General features: G+C 72.7%; 14 protein-coding genes and 1 pseudogene. 4 read left to right on the top strand and 11 right to left on the bottom strand.

The window, feature by feature from the left end; all coding sequences use genetic code 11:
- Window positions 1-49: 49 nt before the first annotated feature.
- The 5 genes from aceE to ACFWPQ_RS40680 all read right to left on the bottom strand — a co-directional run bounded on the left by aceE (window position 50) and on the right by ACFWPQ_RS40680 (window position 9,342).
- The gene (gene aceE / locus ACFWPQ_RS40700; RefSeq protein ID WP_384046722.1) at window positions 50-2,752 is read right to left on the bottom strand and encodes a pyruvate dehydrogenase (acetyl-transferring), homodimeric type; all 2,703 of its coding nucleotides are present in this window, start codon (window positions 2,750-2,752) and stop codon (window positions 50-52) included.
- 540 nt (window positions 2,753-3,292) lie between these two features.
- A complete protein-coding gene (locus ACFWPQ_RS40695; protein WP_384046719.1) occupies window positions 3,293-3,916 on the bottom strand; it encodes a GntR family transcriptional regulator in 624 nt (207 codons plus the stop codon).
- Between the two features lie 172 nt (window positions 3,917-4,088).
- Window positions 4,089-5,885: a 2-oxoglutarate dehydrogenase, E2 component, dihydrolipoamide succinyltransferase gene (sucB, locus tag ACFWPQ_RS40690; RefSeq protein ID WP_384046717.1), complete on the bottom strand. Its 1,797-nt coding sequence runs from the start codon at window positions 5,883-5,885 to the stop codon at window positions 4,089-4,091.
- A 60-nt stretch (window positions 5,886-5,945) separates the two neighbouring features.
- Window positions 5,946-7,334 (bottom strand): dihydrolipoyl dehydrogenase, encoded by a 1,389-nt coding sequence (lpdA, locus tag ACFWPQ_RS40685; protein ID WP_350790338.1) that lies wholly within the window; start codon window positions 7,332-7,334, stop codon window positions 5,946-5,948.
- Window positions 7,335-7,791: 457 nt separating this feature from the next.
- Window positions 7,792-9,342 (bottom strand): leucyl aminopeptidase, encoded by a 1,551-nt coding sequence (locus tag ACFWPQ_RS40680; RefSeq protein WP_384046714.1) that lies wholly within the window; start codon window positions 9,340-9,342, stop codon window positions 7,792-7,794.
- Window positions 9,343-9,782: 440 nt separating this feature from the next.
- Here ACFWPQ_RS40680 and ACFWPQ_RS40675 point away from each other — a divergent pair, with 440 nt between their 5' ends.
- Entirely contained in the window at window positions 9,783-10,556 is a 774-nt protein-coding gene (locus ACFWPQ_RS40675) for an endo alpha-1,4 polygalactosaminidase (RefSeq protein WP_384046711.1), read from the top strand.
- A gap of 111 nt (window positions 10,557-10,667) precedes the next feature.
- On the opposite strand, the gene ACFWPQ_RS40670 is transcribed toward ACFWPQ_RS40675, so the two are convergent.
- Entirely contained in the window at window positions 10,668-11,462 is a 795-nt protein-coding gene (locus ACFWPQ_RS40670; protein WP_384046707.1) for an adenosylcobinamide-GDP ribazoletransferase, read from the bottom strand.
- Between the two features lie 132 nt (window positions 11,463-11,594).
- Here ACFWPQ_RS40670 and ACFWPQ_RS40665 point away from each other — a divergent pair, with 132 nt between their 5' ends.
- Window positions 11,595-12,434 (top strand): hypothetical protein, encoded by an 840-nt coding sequence (locus tag ACFWPQ_RS40665; protein ID WP_384046704.1) that lies wholly within the window; start codon window positions 11,595-11,597, stop codon window positions 12,432-12,434.
- On the opposite strand, the pseudogene ACFWPQ_RS40660 reads toward ACFWPQ_RS40665, so the two are convergent.
- From ACFWPQ_RS40660 to cobT, 3 genes and pseudogenes are all read right to left on the bottom strand, one after another.
- Window positions 12,401-13,096, bottom strand: a pseudogene (locus ACFWPQ_RS40660) (hypothetical protein); the annotation flags it as partial. The gene ACFWPQ_RS40665 and the pseudogene ACFWPQ_RS40660 overlap by 34 nt on opposite strands.
- Before the next feature lie 10 nt (window positions 13,097-13,106).
- Window positions 13,107-14,933 (bottom strand): phosphatidylglycerol lysyltransferase domain-containing protein, encoded by a 1,827-nt coding sequence (locus ACFWPQ_RS40655; RefSeq protein WP_384046701.1) that lies wholly within the window; start codon window positions 14,931-14,933, stop codon window positions 13,107-13,109.
- A 428-nt stretch (window positions 14,934-15,361) separates the two neighbouring features.
- The gene (gene cobT / locus ACFWPQ_RS40650; protein ID WP_384046698.1) at window positions 15,362-16,459 is read right to left on the bottom strand and encodes a nicotinate-nucleotide--dimethylbenzimidazole phosphoribosyltransferase; all 1,098 of its coding nucleotides are present in this window, start codon (window positions 16,457-16,459) and stop codon (window positions 15,362-15,364) included.
- A 150-nt stretch (window positions 16,460-16,609) separates the two neighbouring features.
- Between cobT and ACFWPQ_RS40645 the strand changes: the two genes are divergently transcribed.
- A complete protein-coding gene (locus ACFWPQ_RS40645) occupies window positions 16,610-17,587 on the top strand; it encodes a class I SAM-dependent methyltransferase (protein ID WP_384046695.1) in 978 nt (325 codons plus the stop codon).
- 192 nt (window positions 17,588-17,779) lie between these two features.
- Here ACFWPQ_RS40645 and ACFWPQ_RS40640 read toward each other — a convergent pair whose 3' ends face one another.
- Window positions 17,780-18,979, bottom strand: a complete 1,200-nt coding sequence (locus ACFWPQ_RS40640) for a bifunctional adenosylcobinamide kinase/adenosylcobinamide-phosphate guanylyltransferase (RefSeq protein ID WP_384046692.1) — start codon at window positions 18,977-18,979, stop codon at window positions 17,780-17,782.
- A gap of 204 nt (window positions 18,980-19,183) precedes the next feature.
- Here ACFWPQ_RS40640 and ACFWPQ_RS40635 point away from each other — a divergent pair, with 204 nt between their 5' ends.
- A complete protein-coding gene (locus tag ACFWPQ_RS40635) occupies window positions 19,184-19,396 on the top strand; it encodes a hypothetical protein (RefSeq protein WP_384046689.1) in 213 nt (70 codons plus the stop codon).
- Between the two features lie 46 nt (window positions 19,397-19,442).
- Here the strand turns inward: ACFWPQ_RS40635 and ACFWPQ_RS40630 are convergent, their stop codons facing one another.
- The gene (locus ACFWPQ_RS40630) at window positions 19,443-20,522 is read right to left on the bottom strand and encodes a S1C family serine protease (protein ID WP_384046686.1); all 1,080 of its coding nucleotides are present in this window, start codon (window positions 20,520-20,522) and stop codon (window positions 19,443-19,445) included.
- Window positions 20,523-20,570 lie beyond the last annotated feature (48 nt).

The raw sequence follows: 20,570 nt of genomic DNA, 5'->3' as shown, positions 1-20,570 counted from the left end.
GTCCGGCACTGGCTGCCGGACCGCGCCGTCGGCGGTCACCCCGGGTCGCTCAGAGCCCGTAGCGCTCCCGTGCTTCCTTCACCGCGGTCGCCTTGACCTCGCCGCGCCTGGCCAGCTGGGCCAGGGCCGCCACGACGACCGACTCGGCGTCGACGCCGAAGTGGCGGCGGGCCGCGTCACGGGTGTCGGAGAGGCCGAAGCCGTCCGCGCCCAGCGAGGACCAGTCCTGCTCGACCCACTGCGCGATCTGGTCGGGGACCTGGCGCATGTAGTCGGACACGGCCAGGACCGGGCCCTCGGCGCCGTGCAGGACCTGGCGGACGTACGGCACCCGCTCCTCGCCGCGCAGCAGGGCCGCGTCCGCCTCCATGGCGTCCCGGCGCAGCTCCGACCAGGAGGTCGCGGACCAGACGTCGGCGGCCACGCCCCACTCCTCGGCGAGCAGCCGCTGTGCCTTGAGCGCCCAGTGGATCGCCGTACCGGAGCCGAGCAGTTGGATGCGCGGGGCGTTCGCCGGCGCGGTCAGCCCGGCCGACTCCGCCGTGTTGAAGCGGTAGAGGCCCTTGACGATGCCCTCGTCGATGCCGAGCCCGGCCGGCTTGGCGGGCTGCGGGAGCGGCTCGTTGTAGACGGTCAGGTAGTAGAAGACGTTCGGGTCCTCGCCCGGCGCCGGCTCGCCGTACATACGGCGCAGACCGTCCTTGACGACGGCCGCGATCTCGTAGGCGAAGGCGGGGTCGTACGTCAGCGCGGCCGGGTTGGTCGCGGCGATCACCGGGGAGTGGCCGTCGGCGTGCTGGAGGCCCTCGCCGGTCAGGGTGGTACGGCCGGCCGTCGCGCCGACGAGGAAGCCGCGGCCGAGCTGGTCGCCGAGCTGCCACATCTGGTCGGCGGTCCGCTGCCAGCCGAACATCGAGTAGAAGATGTAGAACGGGATCATCGCCTCGCCGTGCGTCGCGTACGCGGTGGACGCGGCGATGAAGTCGGCCATCGAACCGGCCTCGGTGATCCCCTCGTTGAGGATCTGGCCGTTCTTGGCCTCCTTGTAGTACATCAGCTGGTCGCGGTCGACCGGCTCGTACGTCTGCCCCTTGGGCGAGTAGATGCCCAGCGACGGGAACAGGCTCTCCATGCCGAAGGTGCGCGCCTCGTCGGGGACGATCGGCACCCAGCGCTTCCCGGTCTCCTTGTCCCGGACCAGGTCCTTGACGAGGCGGACGAAGGCCATGGTGGTGGCCACGTTCTGGGTGCCCGAGCCCTTGTCGAAGGAGGCGAAGGCCTTGTCGGCGGGGGCGGGCAGCGGGGCCAGGGCGTGCGTGCGGCGGGCCGGGGCCGGGCCGCCGAGGGCCGCGCGGCGCTCCTGGAGGTAACGGACCTCGGGGGAGTCGGCGCCGGGGTGGCCGTAGGGCACCACACCGTCGGCGAAGGCGCTGTCCGGGATCGGCAGCTCCAGCAGCTCCCGCATCGTCTTGAACTCGTCCACCGACAGCTTCTTCATCTGGTGGTTGGCGTTCTTCGACGCGAAGCCGTCGCCGAGGGTGTGGCCCTTGACGGTCTGGGCGAGGATGACGGTCGGCGCGCCCTTGTGCTCGACGGCCGCCTTGTACGCGGCGTACACCTTGCGGGCCTCGTGACCACCGCGGGAGAGGTGGAAGCACTCCAGGATCTTGTCGTCGCTCAGCAGCTTCGCCATCTCGGCGAGCGCCGGGTCGGCGCCGAAGAAGTCCTGGCGGATGTAGGCGGCGTCGCGGGTCTGGTACGTCTGCACCTGCGCGTCCGGTACCTGGCGCAGCCGGCGTACCAGCGCCCCGGTCGTGTCGAGCGCGAACAGCTCGTCCCACGCCGTGCCCCACAGCGTCTTGACGACGTTCCAGCCGGCGCCGCGGAACTGGGCCTCCAGCTCCTGCACGATCTTGAAGTTGGCGCGCACCGGGCCGTCGAGGCGCTGCAGGTTGCAGTTGATGACGAAGGTGAGGTTGTCCAGCTCCTCACGGGCGGCGAGCGCGAGGGCCGCGGTCGACTCCGGCTCGTCCATCTCGCCGTCGCCGAGGAAGGCCCAGACGTGGGACGCGGAGACGTCCTTGATGGCGCGGTTGGTGAGGTACCGGTTGAAGCGGGCCTGGTAGATGGCCGAGAGCGGGCCGAGGCCCATGCTCACCGTCGGGAACTCCCACAGCCAGGGGAGGCGGCGCGGGTGCGGGTACGACGGGAGGCCGTTGCCGCCGGCCTCCTGGCGGAAGTGGTCGAGGTGCGCCTCGGTCAGGCGGCCGTCGAGGAAGGCGCGGGCGTAGATGCCGGGGGAGGCGTGGCCCTGGATGTAGAGCTGGTCGCCGCTCCCGTCGCCCTCCTTGCCCTTGAAGAAGTGGTTGAAGCCGGTCTCGTAGAGCCAGGCGGCGGAGGCGAAGGTGGCGATGTGGCCGCCGACGCCGTACTTGCTGCCCCGGGTCACCATCGCGGCCGCGTTCCAGCGGTTCCACGCGGTGATCTTCCGCTCCATCTCCTCGTCGCCGGGGGCGGCCGGCTCGGCGGCGGTGGGGATGGTGTTGAGGTAGTCCGTCTCCAGCAGCTTCGGCAGCGCGACGCCGTCCGCCTCGGCGCGCTCCAGCGTGCGGCGCATCAGGTATGCGGCGCGGTGCGGCCCGGCCTCCCTGGCCACGGCGTCCAGGGAGGCCTGCCATTCGGCGGTCTCCTCCGGGTCCCGGTCCGGGAGCTGGTCGAGCGCGCTCGGCTGGATGGCCTGGGGGTCGGTCATGTCGCCGCCTTCCTCAGTCGAAGGGGGTTCCCTCATCGGTAAGGGGTTCGGGGTTGCCCTTGGTCTTTGGCAGGACAGGGCAGAGGGCCCGGGTGCGAGCCCGTCGGTGACTCTAACTCCCTGATCGATGATCGATCAAAGGGGTGAAGGGCAAAACCTCTCGATTCCGAGAAAGTCGGCACGGGGTGCCTTCGGCGATGGCACCGGGTGACGTGATCCAGCTGACGTTTATGCAGGTGAGGCGGTGTTTGAGCGGGGGAGCGCTCTTGTGTGGGAGGGGCTTCCCGCCAGGTTTTCTCCGCCGCGACGGCGATCAGCCGCGACGGCGCTTTTCGGCGGTGCCGAGCCGGGCGTTGCCGCCCGCCATTGGGGGTGGTGGTCGGTTGGGTGCGGCGCCGTCGTGGCTGGTCGCGCAGTTCCTCCCCCAGCCTTCGGCCGGGGGTACCCCCAGCGCCCCTATGGGGCGCTGTTCGGCTCGCCCTTCCATTCCGCCGCGGCGGCGGTCTTCGGCGGTGCCGGGCCCACCGGCACCCCGAAGGCTCACGGCCTCGGGGCGCAGCCCAGGACGTGGGACTTCACGATGTCCGCGATGCGGGGGTCGCGGCGCTTGAAGGCCGCCACCAGTTCCTCGTGCTCCTCCGCGTACGACTGCTGGACCGTGCCCAGCCAGCGGATCGACAGCGCTGTGAAGACCTCGATGCCCAGGCCCTCCCAGGTGTGCAGCAGCACCGAGTTCCCGGCCGCCCGGACCAGCTCGCGGTGGAAGCCGACCGTGTGCCGGACCTGGGCCGTGCCGTCGGCGTTCCGGTCGGCGTCGTAGAGGGCGGTCACGTGCGGCTCGAGGGCCGAGCAGTCCTCGGCCAGCTTCTCCGCCGCCAGCTCCGCAGCGATCGCCTCCAGGCCGGCCCGCACCGGATAGCTCTCCTCCAGGTCGGCCGCCGTCAGGTTCCGCACCCGCACGCCCTTGTTCGGCGCCGACTCGATGAGACGGAGGGACTCCAGCTCGCGCAGCGCCTCCCTGACCGGCGTCTGGCTGACCTCCAGCTCCGTCGCGATCCGACGCTCCACGATGCGCTCGCCCGGCTTCCAGCGCCCGCTGACGATTCCCTCCACGATGTGCTCGCGGATCTGTTCGCGCAGCGAGTGGACGACGGGCGCGGTCATGGGAGCTCCTTAAGGGCGTTTGACGTTTAGACAATAAGGCCGGACCGCCTTTCGGGAGAGGCGTGCGGGGGCGCTTTCGCGCAGGTGAGACGAGACTTACACGCTGCCTGGTGAGACGACGGTGCCCCGCCCGGAAGAAATCCGGACGGGGCACCGTGGAACCCGCTGGGGATCAGAGACCGAGCTCGACCTCGAACTCGCCCGCCTCCAGGATCGCCTTGACGGCCGTCAGGTAACGGGCCGCGTCGGCGCCGTCCACCAGGCGGTGGTCGTAGGACAGGGTCAGGTACGTCATGTCGCGGACGCCGATGACCGTGCCCTCCTCCGTCTCGATGACGGCCGGACGCTTGACCGTGGCACCGATGCCGAGGATCGCGACCTGGTTCGGCGGCACGATGATCGTGTCGAACAGCGCGCCGCGCGAGCCGGTGTTGGAGATGGTGAAGGTCGCGCCGGACAGCTCGTCCGGGGTGATCTTGTTGGCGCGGACCTTGCCGGCCAGGTCGGCCGTGGCCTTGGCGATACCGGCGATGTTGAGGTCGCCGGCGCCCTTGATGACCGGGGTCATCAGGCCCTTCTCCGAGTCCACCGCGATACCGACGTTCTCGGTGTCGAAGTAGGTGATGGTGCCGTCGGCCTCGTTGATCCGGGAGTTGATGACCGGGTGGGCCTTCAGCGCCTGGGCGGCGGCCTTGACGAAGAACGGCATCGGGGAGAGCTTGACGCCCTCGCGGGCCGCGAACGAGTCCTTGGCCTGGGCGCGCAGGCGCATCAGGCGGGTCACGTCGACCTCGACGACCGAGGACAGCTGGGCCTGCTCGTGCAGCGCCTTGACCATGTTGTCGCCGATGACCTTGCGGATGCGGGTCATCTTGACGGTCTGGCCACGGAGGGGGGAGACCTCCAGCGCCGGGGCCTTCTTCGCGGCGGCGGCAGCCGGAGCGGCGGCGGCCACGGGGGCCGGAGCGGCGGCGGCGGCCTTCGCGGCCTCGGCGGCGGCGAGCACGTCCTGCTTGCGGATCCGGCCGCCGACGCCGGTGCCCTTGACGGAGCCCAGGTCGACGCCGTTCTCGGCGGCGAGCTTGCGGACCAGCGGGGTGACGTAGGCACCCTCGTCGACCGGAGCGGCCGGGGACGGAGCCGGGGTGACGGGGGCGGCGGCCACCGGCGCGGGGGCCGGAGCCGGGGCCGGGGCGACCGGAGCCGGAGCAGCGGCGACCGGCGCGGGGGCCCGGGCGACCGGAGCAGGCGCGGGGGCCGGAGCAGCGGGCGCCGGAGCCGGGGCGGCGACGGGCGCCGGGGCCGGGGCAGCCGGGGCGGGGGCGGCCGCCGGAGCGGCACCCGGGGCGCCGATGACGGCGAGCTTGGCGCCGACCTCGGCGGTCTCGTCCTCGCCGACAGTGATCTCCAGCAGCACGCCCGAGGTGGGCGCCGGGATCTCGGTGTCGACCTTGTCGGTCGAGACCTCGAGCAGCGGCTCGTCGGCCTCGACGGAGTCGCCGACCGACTTCAGCCAGCGGGTGACGGTGCCCTCGGTGACGGACTCACCGAGCGCGGGCAGGACCACGTCCGTGCCGGACGCGCCACCGGCCGGAGCGGCGGGGGCGGCGGCAACGGGAGCCGGGGCGGGGGCCGCAGGGGCCTCGGCGACCGGCGCGGGGGCCGGGGCGGCCGGAGCCGGAGCGGCGACGGGCTCGGCGGCCGGGGCCGGAGCGGCGGCCGGGGCGCCGGTGCCGTCGTCGATGATGGCCAGCTCGGCGCCGACCTCGACCGTCTCGTCCTCGGCGACCTTGATCGAGGCCAGGATGCCCGAGGCGGGGGCCGGGATCTCGGTGTCGACCTTGTCGGTCGAGACCTCGAGCAGCGGCTCGTCGGCCTCGACGCGTTCACCCTCGGCCTTCAGCCAGCGGGTGACGGTGCCCTCGGTGACGCTCTCGCCGAGCGCCGGAAGGGTTACGGAAACCGCCATGGTTTCGGTTGCTCCTTACGAATTGCGGAAGTCTGAGTCGTCGCTTGCGTCGACCGAGGGTCAGTCGTGCGAGTGCAGGGGCTTGCCGGCCAGGGCCAGGTGGGCCTCGCCCATCGCCTCGTTCTGCGTCGGGTGGGCGTGGATGAGCTGGGCGACCTCGGCGGGCAGCGCCTCCCAGTTGTAGATCAGCTGGGCCTCGCCGACCTGCTCGCCCATGCGGTCGCCGACCATGTGGACGCCGACCACGGCACCGTCCTTCACCTGGACGAGCTTGATCTCGCCCGCGGTGTTCAGGATCTTGCTCTTGCCGTTGCCCGCCAGGTTGTACTTGAGAGCGACGACCTTGTCCGCGCCGTAGATCTCCTTGGCCTTGGCCTCGGTGATACCCACGGAGGCGACCTCGGGGTGGCAGTACGTCACCCGGGGGACACCGTCGTAGTCGATCGGGACGGTCTTCAGACCCGCCAGGCGCTCCGCCACCAGGATGCCCTCGGCGAAGCCGACGTGCGCGAGCTGGAGGGTCGGGACCAGGTCGCCGACGGCGGAGATGGTCGGGACGTTGGTCCGCATGTACTCGTCGACCAGGACGTAGCCGCGGTCCATGGCGACACCCTGCTCCTCGTAGCCGAGACCGGCGGAGACGGGCCCGCGGCCCACCGCGACCAGCAGGACCTCGGCCTCGAACTCCTTGCCGTCGGCGAGGGTGACCTTGACGCCGTCGGCGGTGTACTCGGCCTTCGAGAAGAAGGTGCCCAGGTTGAACTTGATGCCGCGCTTGCGGAACGCGCGCTCAAGAAGCTTGGAGGAGTTCTCGTCCTCGACCGGGACGAGGTGCTTGAGGCCCTCGATGACGGTGACGTCGGCACCGAAGGACTTCCAGGCGGAGGCGAACTCGACGCCGATGACCCCGCCGCCCAGGATGATCGCGGACTTGGGCACGCGGTCCAGGACGAGGGCGTGGTCGGAGGAGATGATCCGGTTGCCGTCGATCTCCAGGCCCGGCAGCGACTTCGGCACGGAGCCGGTCGCGAGGAGCACGTGGCGGCCCTGGATGCGCTGGCCGTTCACGTCCACGGAGGTCGGGGAGGACAGCCGCCCCGTGCCCTCGATGTACGTCACCTTGCGCGAGGCGATCAGACCCTGCAGGCCCTTGTACAGACCGGCGATGACGCCGTCCTTGTACTTGTGCACGGCGGGGACGTCGATGCCCTCGAAGGTGGCCTTGACACCGAACTGCTCGCTCTCGCGGGCCTGGTCGGCGATCTCGCCCGCGTGCAGCAGGGCCTTGGTGGGGATGCAACCCCGGTGCAGGCAGGTACCGCCGACCTTGTCCTTCTCGATCAGGGCGACGTCCAGGCCCAGCTGCGCCCCGCGCAGGGCCGCGGCGTAACCACCGCTACCACCGCCGAGGATCACTAGGTCGAAAACGGTGCTGGCGTCGTTCGCCACGTCACGTCCTCCATGCATGTGCGCCGTACGCCGGTCAACGGTGACCGGCAGGCGGCTGGTGTCCGGCCGCTCTTCTTCGGCCCTGTGGGTGGGGCCCTGTCCTGCCGAGCCCCATCTTCGCACTTGTCGGAGGTGAACGAGACGCGGGGCCGGGGTGTGAGACACCACACGCTCACTTGATAACGCCCCTGGGACAGCGCCCCCTGAGGGGCGCGGGGCTGTATCGATATACGGCTCCGCCGCGTGGGCGCGAGCAGCCCCGACGCTCACCTGCAACGCTGGTCGGCGGCAGCATGCCCGAAGGGGCGCTGGGGGTACCCCCGGCCGAAGGCTGGGGGGGAGGAACTGCGCGAGAACCCCCACGGTCCGCAGCTGCCCTGCGACGGACCGGACCGAGTCGATGGGCGACGGGACCTCGCCCTACCCGCGTGCGAGGTCCCGTCCACGAAAACCGACGTCAGCCCAGGTCGCCCTCAGCGGTCAGCTCCGCCAGCCGCACCAGCGTCCGCACCGCCGACCCCGTGCCCCCCTTGGGCGTGTAGCCGAAGGCGCCCCCCTCGTTGAAGGCCGGCCCCGCGATGTCCAGGTGCGCCCAGGTGATCCCCTCGCCCACGAACTCGCGCAGGAAGAGCCCGGCGACCAGGCCGCCACCCATCCGCTCGCCCATGTTGGCGATGTCCGCCGTCGGGGAGTCCATCCCCTTGCGCAGGTGCTCCGGCAGCGGCATCGGCCACGCCGGCTCGCCCACCTCCTCCGCGGCCTCGTGCACCGCGGAGCGGAACGCGTCGTCGTTGGCCATGATCCCGAACGTCCGGCTGCCCAGCGCCAGCATCATCGCGCCGGTCAGCGTCGCCACGTCCACGATCGCGTCCGGCTGCTCCGCCGACGCCGCCCACAGCGCGTCGGCGAGCACCAGCCGGCCCTCCGCGTCCGTGTTGAGCACCTCGACGGTCTTGCCGCTGTACATGCGCAGCACGTCACCGGGGCGCACGGCGGTGCCGGACGGCATGTTCTCGGCCAGCGCCAGCCACCCGGTCACGTTGACCGGAAGGCCGAGCCGCGCCGCCGTGACGACGGCCGCGAACACCGCCGCCGCACCGCTCATGTCGCACTTCATCGTCTCGTTGTGGCCGGCCGGCTTGAGCGAGATGCCGCCCGAGTCGTAGGTGATGCCCTTGCCGACGAAGGCGAGGTGCTTGTCCGCGTCGGCGTGCGTGTACGACAGCTTCACCAGCCGCGGGGTCGCGGCCGAGCCGCCGCCGACGCCGAGGATGCCGCCGTACCCGTCCTTGGCGAGCGCCTTGTCGTCGAGCACCTGGATCTTGAGGCCGTGCTCCTTGGCCGCGCCCTGCGCGATCGCGGCGAACGCGGCCGGCGTGAGGTCGTTCGGCGGGGTGTTGACCAGATCGCGGGCCCGGTTGAGCTCCTCGGAGACGGCCGTGGCGCGGGCCAGGGCCGCCTTGTGGGCCGCGTCCCGCGGCTTGCCGCCGAGCAGCACACCCTCGGCGAGCGGCACCCGGCCGTTCTTCGCCTTCGCGTTCTTGCCGGTGCCGGTGCCGGTGCCGGCACCGTTGTCCTTGTACGTGTTGAAGGAGTAGGCGCCGAGCAGCACACCCTCGCCGATCGCGCCCACGGCGGCCGCGTCCTCGACCGGCAGCGCGAAGGCCGCCTTCTTGGCCCCGGCCAGCGCGCGGGCGGCGACACCGGCCGCCCGGCGCAGCGCCTCGGCCTCGTAGTCCGCGTCCCGGCCGGGCTCGCCGCCCAGGCCCACCGCGATGACGAGCGGGGCCTTGAAGCCGGCCGGGGCGGGCAGCTTCGTCAGTTCGCCCTCGGCACCCGAGGCACCGAGGGTCTCCAGGACGGCGGCGAGCCTGCCGTCGTAGGCCGTGTCCACGGCTTCGGCGCCCGGGGCGACGACCGGGCCCTTGGCGCCCTTGGCGACACCGATCACGATCGCGTCGGCCCGGAGGCCGGGCGCCGCTGAGGTGCTGAGAGTGAGAGCAGTCACGGTGGTGGAATCTCGCTTCCGATGTTGAGTTGCAGTGGCCGAGCGGGTGGGTCGACCGGGCCCGGGGAGGCGACCCCGAGGAGTGCCCTCGGGGCGCGTTGCGACCGGGGCCTTCACCCCCGTCGGCGAACACCCGGGACGAGCCTACGCGTGTGTATGCGTTCGCTCATTCCTGCGGGTGTTCACCTGCGGGTGGCGTCGTAGCCACTTTCCGTCGCGCCGGAGGCGGCGCGCCCGTTCAGGGGCGCGGGGCTGTATCCGTGTGCGGCTCCGCCGCGTGGGCGCGAGCGGCCACAACGGACCCGCGGCAGGCGTCCGTTCGCACGGTTCCCGCCGGATTCCCGCCGCTCGCCCGCGCACGGGGCCCCGGTGCACCGCGCCGTGCCCGGGATGGGAGATCATCCGTCGGGTACCTCGCCGCACCCTCTGGAGCCCGCCCGGTGAACCTCCGCACCGTCCCTCTGCTCGCCCTCCTGGCCCTGCTCGCCGGCTGCACCCGGGCCCCGGACGACGCCGGACGCTGGCAGCCGAGACCGGGCATCAGCTGGCAGTGGCAGCTGAGCGGCCGTGTCGACACCTCCGTCAAGGCGTCCGTCTACGACATCGACGGCTTCGACCAGTCCCGGGCGACGGTCGCCACGCTGCACGGCAAGGGCCGCAAGGTCATCTGCTACATATCGACCGGCGCCTACGAGGACTGGCGCCCCGACGCGAAGAAGTTCCCCGCGTCGGTGCTCGGCCGCGGCAACGGCTGGGAGGGCGAGCGCTGGCTGGACATCCGCCGTACGGACGTGCTGAAGCCGTTGATGGCGGCCCGCTTCGACATGTGCCGGGACAAGGGCTTCGACGCGGTGGAGCCCGACAACATGGACGGCTACCGGAACCGCACGGGCTTCCCCCTCACGGCGGCCGACCAGCTCCGCTACAACCGGCTCATCGCCCGGCTCGCGCACGACCGGGGCATGTCGGTCGGTCTGAAGAACGACCTGGACCAGATCCCGCAGCTGGTGGGGGACTTCGACTTCGCGGTGAACGAGCAGTGCGCCCAGTACGGCGAGTGCGCCGACCTGAAGCCGTTCGTCGAGGCGGACAAGGCGGTCTTCCACGTGGAGTACGAGCTGCCGACGAGCAGGTTCTGCGCCCAGTCCCGCAAGCTCCGACTGAGCTCGCTGGCGAAGAAGTACGAGCTGGGGGTATGGCGGAGAACCTGTTGAGGAGGCTTGAGGGCAACGCGCCCCTCAGGGGCGCCGGGGGTACCCCCGGCCGAAGGCCGGGGGAGGAACTGCGCGATCAGCCCCCACGCACCCGCAGAACAACTCGATCCGTCAGCCCCCGAATGTAAACACCACAAGCGCCGCAGTGGCCGCCGTCTCCGCAAGTGCCCCGAACACGTCCCCGGTCACCCCGCCGAACCGCCGCCTGCAGTGCCGCAGCAGCCCGTCCGTCGCGGCCTCGGCCACCACCACCGCGAGCAGCGCCCGCAGGCTGTCGCCCGGCCCGACCAGCGCCCCGGCGCCCGCCGCCAGCAGCATCACCGCGAACGTGACCACGGTCGCCCCGACCTTGGGCACCACGCCGGCCACCGCCGCCCCCAGCCCCTCCGGCCGGGCGGCGGGCACGCCCTCCACCGCGGCCAGCGTCAGCGCCAGCCGGGCCACCGTCGCCGCGACGACCGCCGCCAGGGCGCCCCGCGCCCACCCGTCGCCGTACGCCTGGGCCAGCGCGGCCACCTGCCCGAGCAGGACGAAGACGAGCGTGATCACCCCGAACGGCCCGATGTCCGACTGCTTCATGATCCGCAGGGCGTCCTCGGCGGGCTTGCCGCTGCCCAGGCCGTCGGCGGTGTCGGCGAGGCCGTCCAGGTGCAACCCCCGGGTGAGCACGGCCGGTACGGCGACGGCGGCGACCGCGGCCACCAGCGCGCTCGCGCCGAGCGCCACCAGCAGCGCACCGACCGCCCCCGCGCAGACCCCGACCGCGAGGCCGGCCAGCGGAGCGGACAGCATGCCGCCGCGGGCCGCCTCGCGGTCCCAGCGGGTGACCTTCACGGGGAACACGGTGAGCGTGCCGAAGGCGAAGCGGAGGCCGTCCGGCCAGGGAGTCGCAGAGGTCGCAGCCATCGGCGCAGGTTATCGGGTGATCAGGAAGGGCCGCGCCCCGGCCGCGCTCCTGGCCGCGCTCCTGGCCGCGCCCCCGGTCGGGCTCCCGGCCGGACCGGCGGCCGGACCCCGAGCCGGGGATAAAGTGCGCACATGGGACATTGGCTGGAGCGGAACATCGTCGAGCCGGGCAAGCTCCCGCTGTTGCTGGCCCTGACCGCCTTCGTCCTGACCTTCGTGATCACACGGGTCATCACCCGGCTGATCCGCGCCGGAAAGGGCCCGTTCGGCAACGTGCGGGCGGGCGGGCTGCACATCCACCACGTGGTCCCCGGGGTCGTCCTCGTCGTCATCGGCGGCTTCGGCGCGGTCGCCAGTTCCCGCAACGGCCTCGGCGCGGCCCTCGCCGCGATCGTCTTCGGGATCGGCGCCGGACTGGTCCTCGACGAGTTCGCGCTGATCCTGCACCTGGGCGACGTCTACTGGACCGAGGAGGGCCGCAAGAGCGTCGAGGTCGTCGTCATCACGGCCGCTCTGGTGGGGTTGTTGCTCGCCGGGTTCTCGCCGTTCGGCGTCAACGACCTCTCGGCGGACGAACTCCAGGACCGGGGCGCCGTCATCGCGAACGTCGTGGCCAACTTCGCCTTCTCCCTCGTCGCCCTGAGCAAGGGCAAGGCCCGCATCGCGATCTTCGGGGTGATCGTCCCGCTGGTCGGCCTCGTCGGCGCGGCCCGGCTGGCCCGCCCCGGCTCGGCCTGGGCCCGCCGCTTCTACGGCAACCGGCCGCGCGCCAGGGCCAGGGCCGGACTGCGCGCCTACCACCACGACCGCCGCTGGTCCCGGCTCACCCGGCCCCTTCAGGACTGGATCGGCGGCAAACCCGACAGCCCCGAACCGCTACGGCTGCCCGGCCCCGCCCCCGGCCCCGGTCCCGCCCCCGGCCCCGGTCCCGACCCCGGCCCCGGCCCCGGTCCCGACCCCGGCCGCCGCTGACGCCGCCGGTGCCACAGCCGCATCCCCACCGGCACCACCGCGCACAGCACCGCCGCGCCCGCGATGGCCGCCAGGTGCTCCTTGCCGGCGAGGTTGTCCTTCAGCGCCACCTCGACCGCCATCGCGGCCGCCACCGCACCGGCGGTGACATAGGCGCCGTACCGCCAGCCCAGGTAGACCGCGAGCCCGACGACGGCGGCCGACGGCCCGGTGTCCACGACCCGGGCGTCGGAGGCCGGCAGACCCGGCGGAGCGTGCGGCCCCAGCGCGATGCCGAGCCGGGCGTACAGCGTGCCGGCGAGGGTCGCCACGTACGCGACAGCCAGGGTCCGCCACCAGCCCAGGCACACCTCGGCGATGCCGAACACCACCAGGACCTGCACCAGCGCGCCCCACACCGGAAGGTCCAGCGCCGGCACGAACAGCGACAGCGGGGTGCGCAGCAGGGCCGCCCACAGCGGGTCCGCGGCGCGCACCGCCCCCGCGTCCTGCACGAAGCGGTAACCCCACGACTGGTTCTGCGCGAACTGCAGCAGCGCGGTCAGGCACACCGCCCCGGCCGTCATGGGCACCGCCCCCAGCCGGCGCTTCGCCAGCGGGCCGCGCACGGTGGCGTACAACAGCCCCCATTCGGCGCGGGCCCAGCGGGCGAGCGGCTTCATGCGGTGGTCCTCATCCGTGCGTGTCTCGTCGGGTGTCCCGGTGCGCGTCCCGTTCGGTGTCCAGGTGCCGCCGGTGCAGCCACTTCGGCAGCCCCGACGACACCGCCCCCAGGAACCCCTCCGCGCGCGCCGACGCCAGGCCGATGCGCGGCAGGTCCGCGCTCTTCTCGAAGAGCAGGAACCGGGGTTCCCAGATGGGCCGGTACTTGGCGTTGGCCCGGTACAGGGACTCGATCTGCCACCACCGGGAGAAGAAGCTCAACAAGGATCTCCACAGCCGCAGCACCGGCCCGGCGCCGAGACGCGCACCACGTTCGAAGACCGAACGGAACATCGCGAAGTTGAGCGAAACCTGCGTGATCCGGATCTCTCCGGCGCGCCGCAGCAGTTCGATGACCATGAACTCCATCAGCCCGTTGTCGGAGTTCCGGTCCCGCCGCATGAGATCGAGGGAGAGCCCGCCCGGCCCCCACGGCACGAAGGAGAGCAGGGCCCGCAGTTCCCCCTCCCCGTCCGTGCACTCCAGCATCACGCACTGTCCGTCCCGGGCGTCCCCGAGCCGCCCCAGAGCCATGCTGAACCCGCGCTCGGCGGCCCCGTCCCGCCAGTCGTCGGCGCGCCGGATCAGGTACGACATCTCGTTCGCCGGGATGTCCTCGTGGCGGCGGATCCGCACCGCGTACCCCGCCCGCCCGACCCGGTTGTACGCCTGCCGGACGGTCCGCATCGCCCGGCCCTCCAGCGTGAACTCGGCGACCTCGACGATCGCCTCGTCACCCAGTTCCAGCGCGTCAAGCCCGTGCCGCCCGTACACGGTCCCGGCCTCTTCGCCGGCCCCCATCACCGCGGGGATCCACCCGTGCGCCCGCGCCTCGGCGAGCCACGGCACGATGGCCCCGGGCCACGCCTCCGGATCCCCGATCGGATCCCCGGAGGCCAGGCTCACCCCGCCCACCACCCGATAGGCCACCGCCGCCTTCCCGGTCGGCGACCACACCACGCTCTTCTCCCGCCGGAGCGCGAAGTACCCGAGCGAGTCCCGCTCGCCGTGCCGCTCCAGCAGCACCCGCAGCCGCTTCTCGTCGTCCTCGGTGATCGGGTCGACGGCGCGGCGGGAACGGAAGGCGGCGTAGAAGACGGCGAGGACGAGCAGCGTGCTGAGCACGTTGACGACGACGTTCACCCAGTTGGGCGGCGCGATGTACGGGAACCGGGTGGGGTCGGCGGCGACCGACACCAGGCGGAGGGTGCCGTAGTGCCAGCGCTCCGGGAACGTCGAACGCCCGGCCTGCGGGGCCTGGTTGGTGACGGTGACCAGGAGGGCGGCGAGCAGCGAGGCGACGAGCCCGCCGCCCACGGCGACGGTGGCGGCGAGGCGGGGGTTGGACCGGTCGCCCTTGGCGTAGAACTCCCGCCGTCCGACGAGCAGCGCTCCCACGAAGGCGGCGGTCAGCACGATCGAGATCCAGTTCTGCGCGTACCGCCGGATCTCCGGAAAGGCCATGGCGAACGCGAACAGCGCCAGGAAGAGCCCGCTCAGCACGAGGTTGAGAATCCACGCGGCCCGCTTCCGGCGCCGCATCGTGATCGCGAGGAACGCGGTGAACACGCCGGAGGCGAAGCCGGCCGTCAGCAGGTACGGGGTGAAGAAGTTCTCCTGGTTGTGCCGCCGCACGTCCTGCCCCAGCGAAAGCCAGACCGCGCTGAGGAAGTTGACGAAGGCGACGGCCCGCAGGTACCAGACGGCAAAGGCGGCGGCTCGCCCGGAAACCCCGGCGCCCCGCCGCCCCGATCCACGTCCCTCGCTCCGCTCCACGGCAATTCGGACATCTCCCATGGAGAGCGATCATATGGGCGCCCTCGCCCCAAACCCCGCCACACGCACCCTTTTTCCGGTACGCGCACGCGCGAACCGCGGGTCTCGCCACCGCGGATACCGGTCACCCGCCGGGTCTCGCCGCCGCGGGTGCCGGTCGCCAGCCGGGTGCCGCCGCCGCGGGTGCCGGCCGCACGCCGAGTGCCGCGCCCCGGTGGTTGCTCGCGCAGTTCCTCCCCCAGCCTTCGGCCGGGGGTGCCCCCAGCGCCCCTGACGGGGCGCAACAGTCACCGCCCCCTCGCCGACTCCCCTTCTCGCCGGTTCTCCTGTGTGTCGGGCTCTCCTGGTCGGCGGCTTCGCGCTTCTGCCGGTCTCTTCTGTCCGCCGCAACGGCGATCAACCGGGACGGCGCATCTCGGCGGTGCCGTCCCGGCCTTGCCCCCGGCCCGCTACTCCTGCGGCTTCTCCTCGGCTTCCGCCTTCTCCTCGGCTTCCGCCTTCTCCGCCTTCTCCGGCAGCTCCGCTGCCAGTGCCGCCGCGGCCTGGACCAGTGGCAGCGCCAGCAGCGCGCCCGCCCCCTCGCCCACCGTCACGCCCTGCTCCAGCAGCGGCTCCAGGGCCATCCGGTCCAGCGCCTTCGCCTGCCCCGGCTCCCCGCTGTCGTGCCCGGCCAGCCACCAGTCCGGCGCCCGGAACGCGATCCGCTGGGCGACCAGCGCACACGCGGCCACCACCACCCCGTCCAGCACCACCGGCAGCTTCCGCACCGCAGCCTGCAGCAGGAACCCGGTCATCGCCGCGAGATCGGCGCCGCCGACCGTCGCCAGCAACTGCAACTGGTCCCCGAGCACCGGCCGCGCCCGCCGCAGCGCATCCCGGATCGCCGCACACTTCCGCATCCACGCGAGGTCGTCGATGGCGAGCCCGCCCCGACCGGTCACCACGGACGCGTCCGTCCCGCACAGCGCCGCGACCAGCACCGAGGCCGCCGTGGTGCCGCCGACGCTGACGTCACCGAGCACCACCAGATCGGTCCCCGAGTCGGCCTCCTCGTCGGCCAGCGCGACGCCCGCCCGGAAGGCCTCCTCGGCCTCCTCCAGGGTCAGCGCGTCCTCGATGTCGATACGGCCGCTGCCCCGCCGCACCCGGTGCCGTACCACCTCCTCGGGCAACGTCCCCGGGTCGCAGTCCAGCGCCATGTCCACGATCCGCACCGGCACCCCGAGCCGCCGGGCAAGCACCGCCACGGGGCTGCCGCCCTCCAGGATCGCCCGGACCAGCAGCTCCGCGCTGCCCGCGGGCCGTGCGGAGACGCCGAGTTCGGCGACGCCGTGGTCACCCGCGAAGAGCAGGACCCGCGGGCGTTCGACCGGTCGTACCGGTACCGAACCCTGCGCGGCGGCCAGCCACTCACCCAGGTCGTCGAGGCGGCCCAGCGACCCGGGCGGCACGATCAGCCGCTCCCGGCGCGCCTCGGCGTCACGGCGCACGCCGCCGTCGGGGCGCTCGATCAGATCGGTGAAGTCGTCGAGATTAAGCGAGCTCATTCGCCGAACAGTACCGGCACGGAACGAACGGTTCGGTGCCAGATCGCCACCACACCCGCACGGCGTCTTGGCACGCAAGATCGGTATCCCATACGTTCCGGTTTGCAGTGGATTGCGTTCAGGGAGCACAGGGAGTACAGGGAGCCGCCCATGCCGCCGCCCACGCCCGAACTCGCCCCGGGGCCGGACCGGTTCCACGAACCGTGCCGCCAGGACTGCCCCTGGTGCGGCTCCAGGCGCCTGCGCACCCGCCTGCGCACGTCCGACCTCCTGCACCACCGGCCCGGCACGTTCACCGTCGACGAGTGCCGGGACTGCGCCCACGTCTTCCAGAACCCCCGGCTGTCCCCGGAGGGCCTCGCCCTCTACCACCGGGACTTCTACGAGGGCCGCCTGGAGGACTACACCGACCGCCTCCACACCACCCGCGCCGGCCGCCGCCGGCACCGCGCCGCGGCCCGCGTGATGCTGGCGCTGCCGGAGCCGGAGAGCTGGCTGGACGTCGGCACGGGCCACGCCCACTTCCCGCGCACGGCGAAGGAGTTCTTCACCTACACCGCCTTCGACGGCCTGGACCCGACCCTCCGGGTGGCGCGGGCCCAGGCCGAGGGCCGCGTCGAAGAGGCCCACTGCGGCTACCTGGCCGCCCCGGAGGTCCAGGCCAGGCTGCGCGCCCGCTACGACGTCGTCAGCATGTTCCACCACCTGGAACACACCCCCGACCCACGCGCAGAACTCCGCGCCGCCCTTACCGCACTGCGCCCCGGCGGCCACGTCCTCATCGACGTCCCGAACCCGCGCAGCGCCTTCGCCAGGCTCCTCGGCAGGTGGTGGATCCCCTACGGCCAGCCCCGCCACCTGCACCTCATGCCGCTGGACAACCTCCGGGCGGAGCTGGAGGCGCAGGGCTGCGAGATCGTCGGAACGGACCGGAAATCGCCCCACCTGCCGTACGACATCTCGGCGGCGGTCGGGTTGGTCCTGGGGCAGGTCCTGCCGAAGCGGTGGCTGCGGGTGGCTGCGCCGCTGACCGCCGTGGCGAGCGTCGCCGACCGCGCGCTGGCTCCGCTGCTGCGCCGGACACCCTTCTCGAACTCGTACCGGATCGTCGCGAGAAAGGGGCGGTGACGGCTGTGGTCCGACTGCGGGCGAGTGGGGGCTGGTCGCGCAGTTCCCCGCGCCCCCCAAAAAAAACGTAGCTGCGGGCAGGCGTGCCGCAGGGCGGCACGGGTGGGCGCTGGGGGTCCCCCGGCCGAAGGCTGGGGGAGGCACCCTGCCAGCGCCGGTAAGCGTCCCACCCCCCGACCCCCCGCCCCCCCACTACCTCAGCACCACCACCTGCCCCGCCACCACCAGCACCACCTGCTCGCACTCGCCCGCGAACGCCGCGTTCAGGCGGCCCAGTTCATCCCGGTACCGCCGCCCCGACGCCGTCGCCGGCACGATCCCCGACCCCACCTCGTTCGACACGGCCACCACCGTCCGCCGCGTCGCCCGCACCGCCTCCGTCAGCTCCCGCACCCGCTCCCGCAGCGCCTTCTCCCCGCCCGCCGCCCACTCCGTGTCGTCCCACGCCCCGACGGAGTCCATCGCGTCCGTCAGCCACAGCGACAGACAGTCGATCAGCAACGGCGGCCCGTCCGCCGCCAGCAACGGCACCAGGTCGCACGTCTCCGTCGTACGCCACGACCCCGGCCGCCGCTCCCGGTGGAGGGCCACCCGCGCCGTCCACTCGGTGTCCCCGCCTCGGGTACCGCCCGTGGCGACGTACAGCACGTCGGGGAAGGCCTCCAGCCGCCGTTCGGCCTCCACGGACTTCCCGGACCGCGCCCCGCCCAGCACCAGCGTCCGCCGCGGCACGTCGGGTACGTCCTCGTACACCCCCACCGTCAGCGTCGTGCCGTCCGGCACCGCCCGCGCCCCGGCCGCCGCGAGCCGGCGTCGCAACTCCGCGCCGGGCGGCACGTCATGGCCGAGATGGACGGCGACGACATCCGTGGTCGGCCCCACCGAGCCGACCGCCCGCAGCCGAGCCAGCGCGTCCGGGCGGCCGACGACGTCGAGGAGCACCAGGTCGTACGAGTCCGCGGTCCCGTTCTCCAGACCGGCCGGCGCCCCGCCCGGCGGGAGATACAGCAGCTGTTGCCCGTCGGGGCCGGTCACCGCGTACCCGGTGCCGCCCGCGTCCATCGCCACCGCCCGCACCCGATGCCCCGTCAGCAGCGCCAGCTCCCGCCCGTCCGGCACCCGCGCCGGCTGCGGCAGCGCGGCCGGCACCTCGACGGCGGGCCCGTCATGGGGATGTGACAGCAGCACCTGCCGCACGCCCCCGAGGGACCGCCCGGCCCGGGCCGCCGCGAACGCCGCACCCGGCGTCAGATCGAGCAGCAGCGTCCCGTCGACGAGTACCGCGGTGGCCGCCCGCGCATCCTCCCCGACGGCACCCGAACAGGCCGCACAGGGACATCCGGGGCTGGGCAGCCCCGCGGGAGCACCGGTACCGAGCAGAGTCACTTCCACGGACCGATTCTCACCCGTTCTGACGGTTCTCGCTTCAGCCGGCGCCCCGCACAGCGCGCCCGAAGGGGCGCGGGGCTGTATCGATATGCGGCACCGCCGCGTGGGCGCGCTCAGCCCCCACCGGGCCCGCACACAAGCCCACAACCAGCGGAGTTTTTGTCGGCGCCCTTATACGATGCACCAGTTGGATCAAAGGAGGCCCACATGACGGCATGGACGTGGCGGTTCGAGAAGGCCGACGGGACGGAGGTCCAGCCCGCGGTGGAACCCGAGGAGTTCACCACCCAGGGCGACGCCGAGTCCTGGATCGGCGAGCAGTGGAAGGCGCTGCTGGCCGGCGGCGCCGACCAGGTGCGGCTCTACGAGGACACCACCGAGATCTACGGCCCGATGAGCCTGCACGCCGACGAATCCTGAGACGCGCCGGTCCGGGGCGGCTCAATGCGGTCACCCCGGACCGCCGTCACTGCTCGCCCAGCGTCACGTCCACCGTCCGGTCGATGCCGTCCCGGCTGTACGTCACCGTCGTCTTCTGCCCGGGCCGGTCCGCGGCGAGCGACTCGGCCAGTGAGGTGATGGTGGTGATGTCGTCGTCCCCCACCCTGGTGATGATGTCCCCGGGCCGGATGCCCGCCTTGTCGGCCGAGTCGCCCGGCTTCACGGTCACCACGGCCACCCCGGCCGGCTGGTAGTTCACGTCGACCACCGTGCGCCCGGTGATGCCGAGCGCGGCCCGCCCCGAGTCGGTGACCTTGCCCTGCTTGATGATCTGGTCGGCGACCGTCGTCACCATCGACGCCGGGATGGCGAACCCGATCCCCGGTGCCGCGCTGCCGCCCAGGTTGGGGTCGCTCGCGGCGAGCGTCGGGATGCCGACGACCTGGCCGTCCAGGTTGACCAGCGCGCCCCCGCTGTTGCCGGGGTTGATGGCCGCCGAGGTCTGCACCATGTTGGGGATGGTGGCGCCCGTACCGCCGCCCTCGGTGTTCTCGCTGACGGTCCGCCCGGTCGCCGACACGATCCCCTCGGTCACGCTGGACGACAGCCCGAGCGGCGATCCCATGGCCAGCGTGATCTGCCCGACCTGGACCTTGTCGGTGTCCCCGAAGGCGGCCGCCTTCAGCCCGTCCGGGATCTTGTCGAGCCGGATGACCGCCAGGTCCTGCTGGGGGTAGGAGTACACCAGCGTCGCGGTGAGCGGTTCCTCCGTGTTGGCGGTCGTCACCTTGAACTTCTTCTCGTTGCCCACGACGTGCGCGTTGGTGACGATGTGTCCGTTGCCGTCGTAGACGACACCGGAGCCCAGGTCGCTGCTGGCCTGGATCTGCACGACCGACGGCAGGACGTCCTTGATCACCTTCTGGTAGCGGTCCTGCAGATCGGTCGCCGCCATGGGGACCCCCGTCACCCGGGCGGCCCGGTCGGCCGAGGTGTCCCCGGCCGCGTCGCTGCCGAAGGCGGAACACCCGGCGGCGAGGGCGAGGCAGCAGCAGCCGAGCACGGCGGCCGTACGGCGGGTCCGGCGGGCAGGGGAAGCGTCCATGCACCGAGTCTCGCCGTGGCGGTGACGCTCCGGCTCGTGCTGCTGGCC

It is taken from the genome of Streptomyces sp. NPDC058464, assembly GCF_042721035.1.
Lineage (GTDB): Bacteria > Actinomycetota > Actinomycetes > Streptomycetales > Streptomycetaceae > Streptomyces.
Note: the sequence above shows the minus strand (reverse complement) of the source record. Positions and strands in the feature narration are given on the sequence as shown.

Excerpts from the sequence above, each read along its gene's own strand:
- aceE (WP_384046722.1), bottom strand. The coding sequence starts at position 2,752 with ATGACCGACCCCCAGGCCATCCAGCCGAGCGCGCTCGACCAGCTCCCG.
- ACFWPQ_RS40645 (WP_384046695.1), top strand. The coding sequence starts at position 16,610 with ATGCCGCCGCCCACGCCCGAACTCGCCCCGGGGCCGGACCGGTTCCAC.
- ACFWPQ_RS40670 (WP_384046707.1), bottom strand. The coding sequence starts at position 11,462 with ATGGCTGCGACCTCTGCGACTCCCTGGCCGGACGGCCTCCGCTTCGCC.
- sucB (WP_384046717.1), bottom strand. The coding sequence starts at position 5,885 with ATGGCGGTTTCCGTAACCCTTCCGGCGCTCGGCGAGAGCGTCACCGAG.
- ACFWPQ_RS40630 (WP_384046686.1), bottom strand. The coding sequence starts at position 20,522 with ATGGACGCTTCCCCTGCCCGCCGGACCCGCCGTACGGCCGCCGTGCTC.
- ACFWPQ_RS40665 (WP_384046704.1), top strand. The coding sequence starts at position 11,595 with ATGGGACATTGGCTGGAGCGGAACATCGTCGAGCCGGGCAAGCTCCCG.
- ACFWPQ_RS40655 (WP_384046701.1), bottom strand. The coding sequence starts at position 14,933 with ATGGGAGATGTCCGAATTGCCGTGGAGCGGAGCGAGGGACGTGGATCG.
- cobT (WP_384046698.1), bottom strand. The coding sequence starts at position 16,459 with ATGAGCTCGCTTAATCTCGACGACTTCACCGATCTGATCGAGCGCCCC.
- ACFWPQ_RS40695 (WP_384046719.1), bottom strand. The coding sequence starts at position 3,916 with ATGACCGCGCCCGTCGTCCACTCGCTGCGCGAACAGATCCGCGAGCAC.
- ACFWPQ_RS40635 (WP_384046689.1), top strand. The coding sequence starts at position 19,184 with ATGACGGCATGGACGTGGCGGTTCGAGAAGGCCGACGGGACGGAGGTC.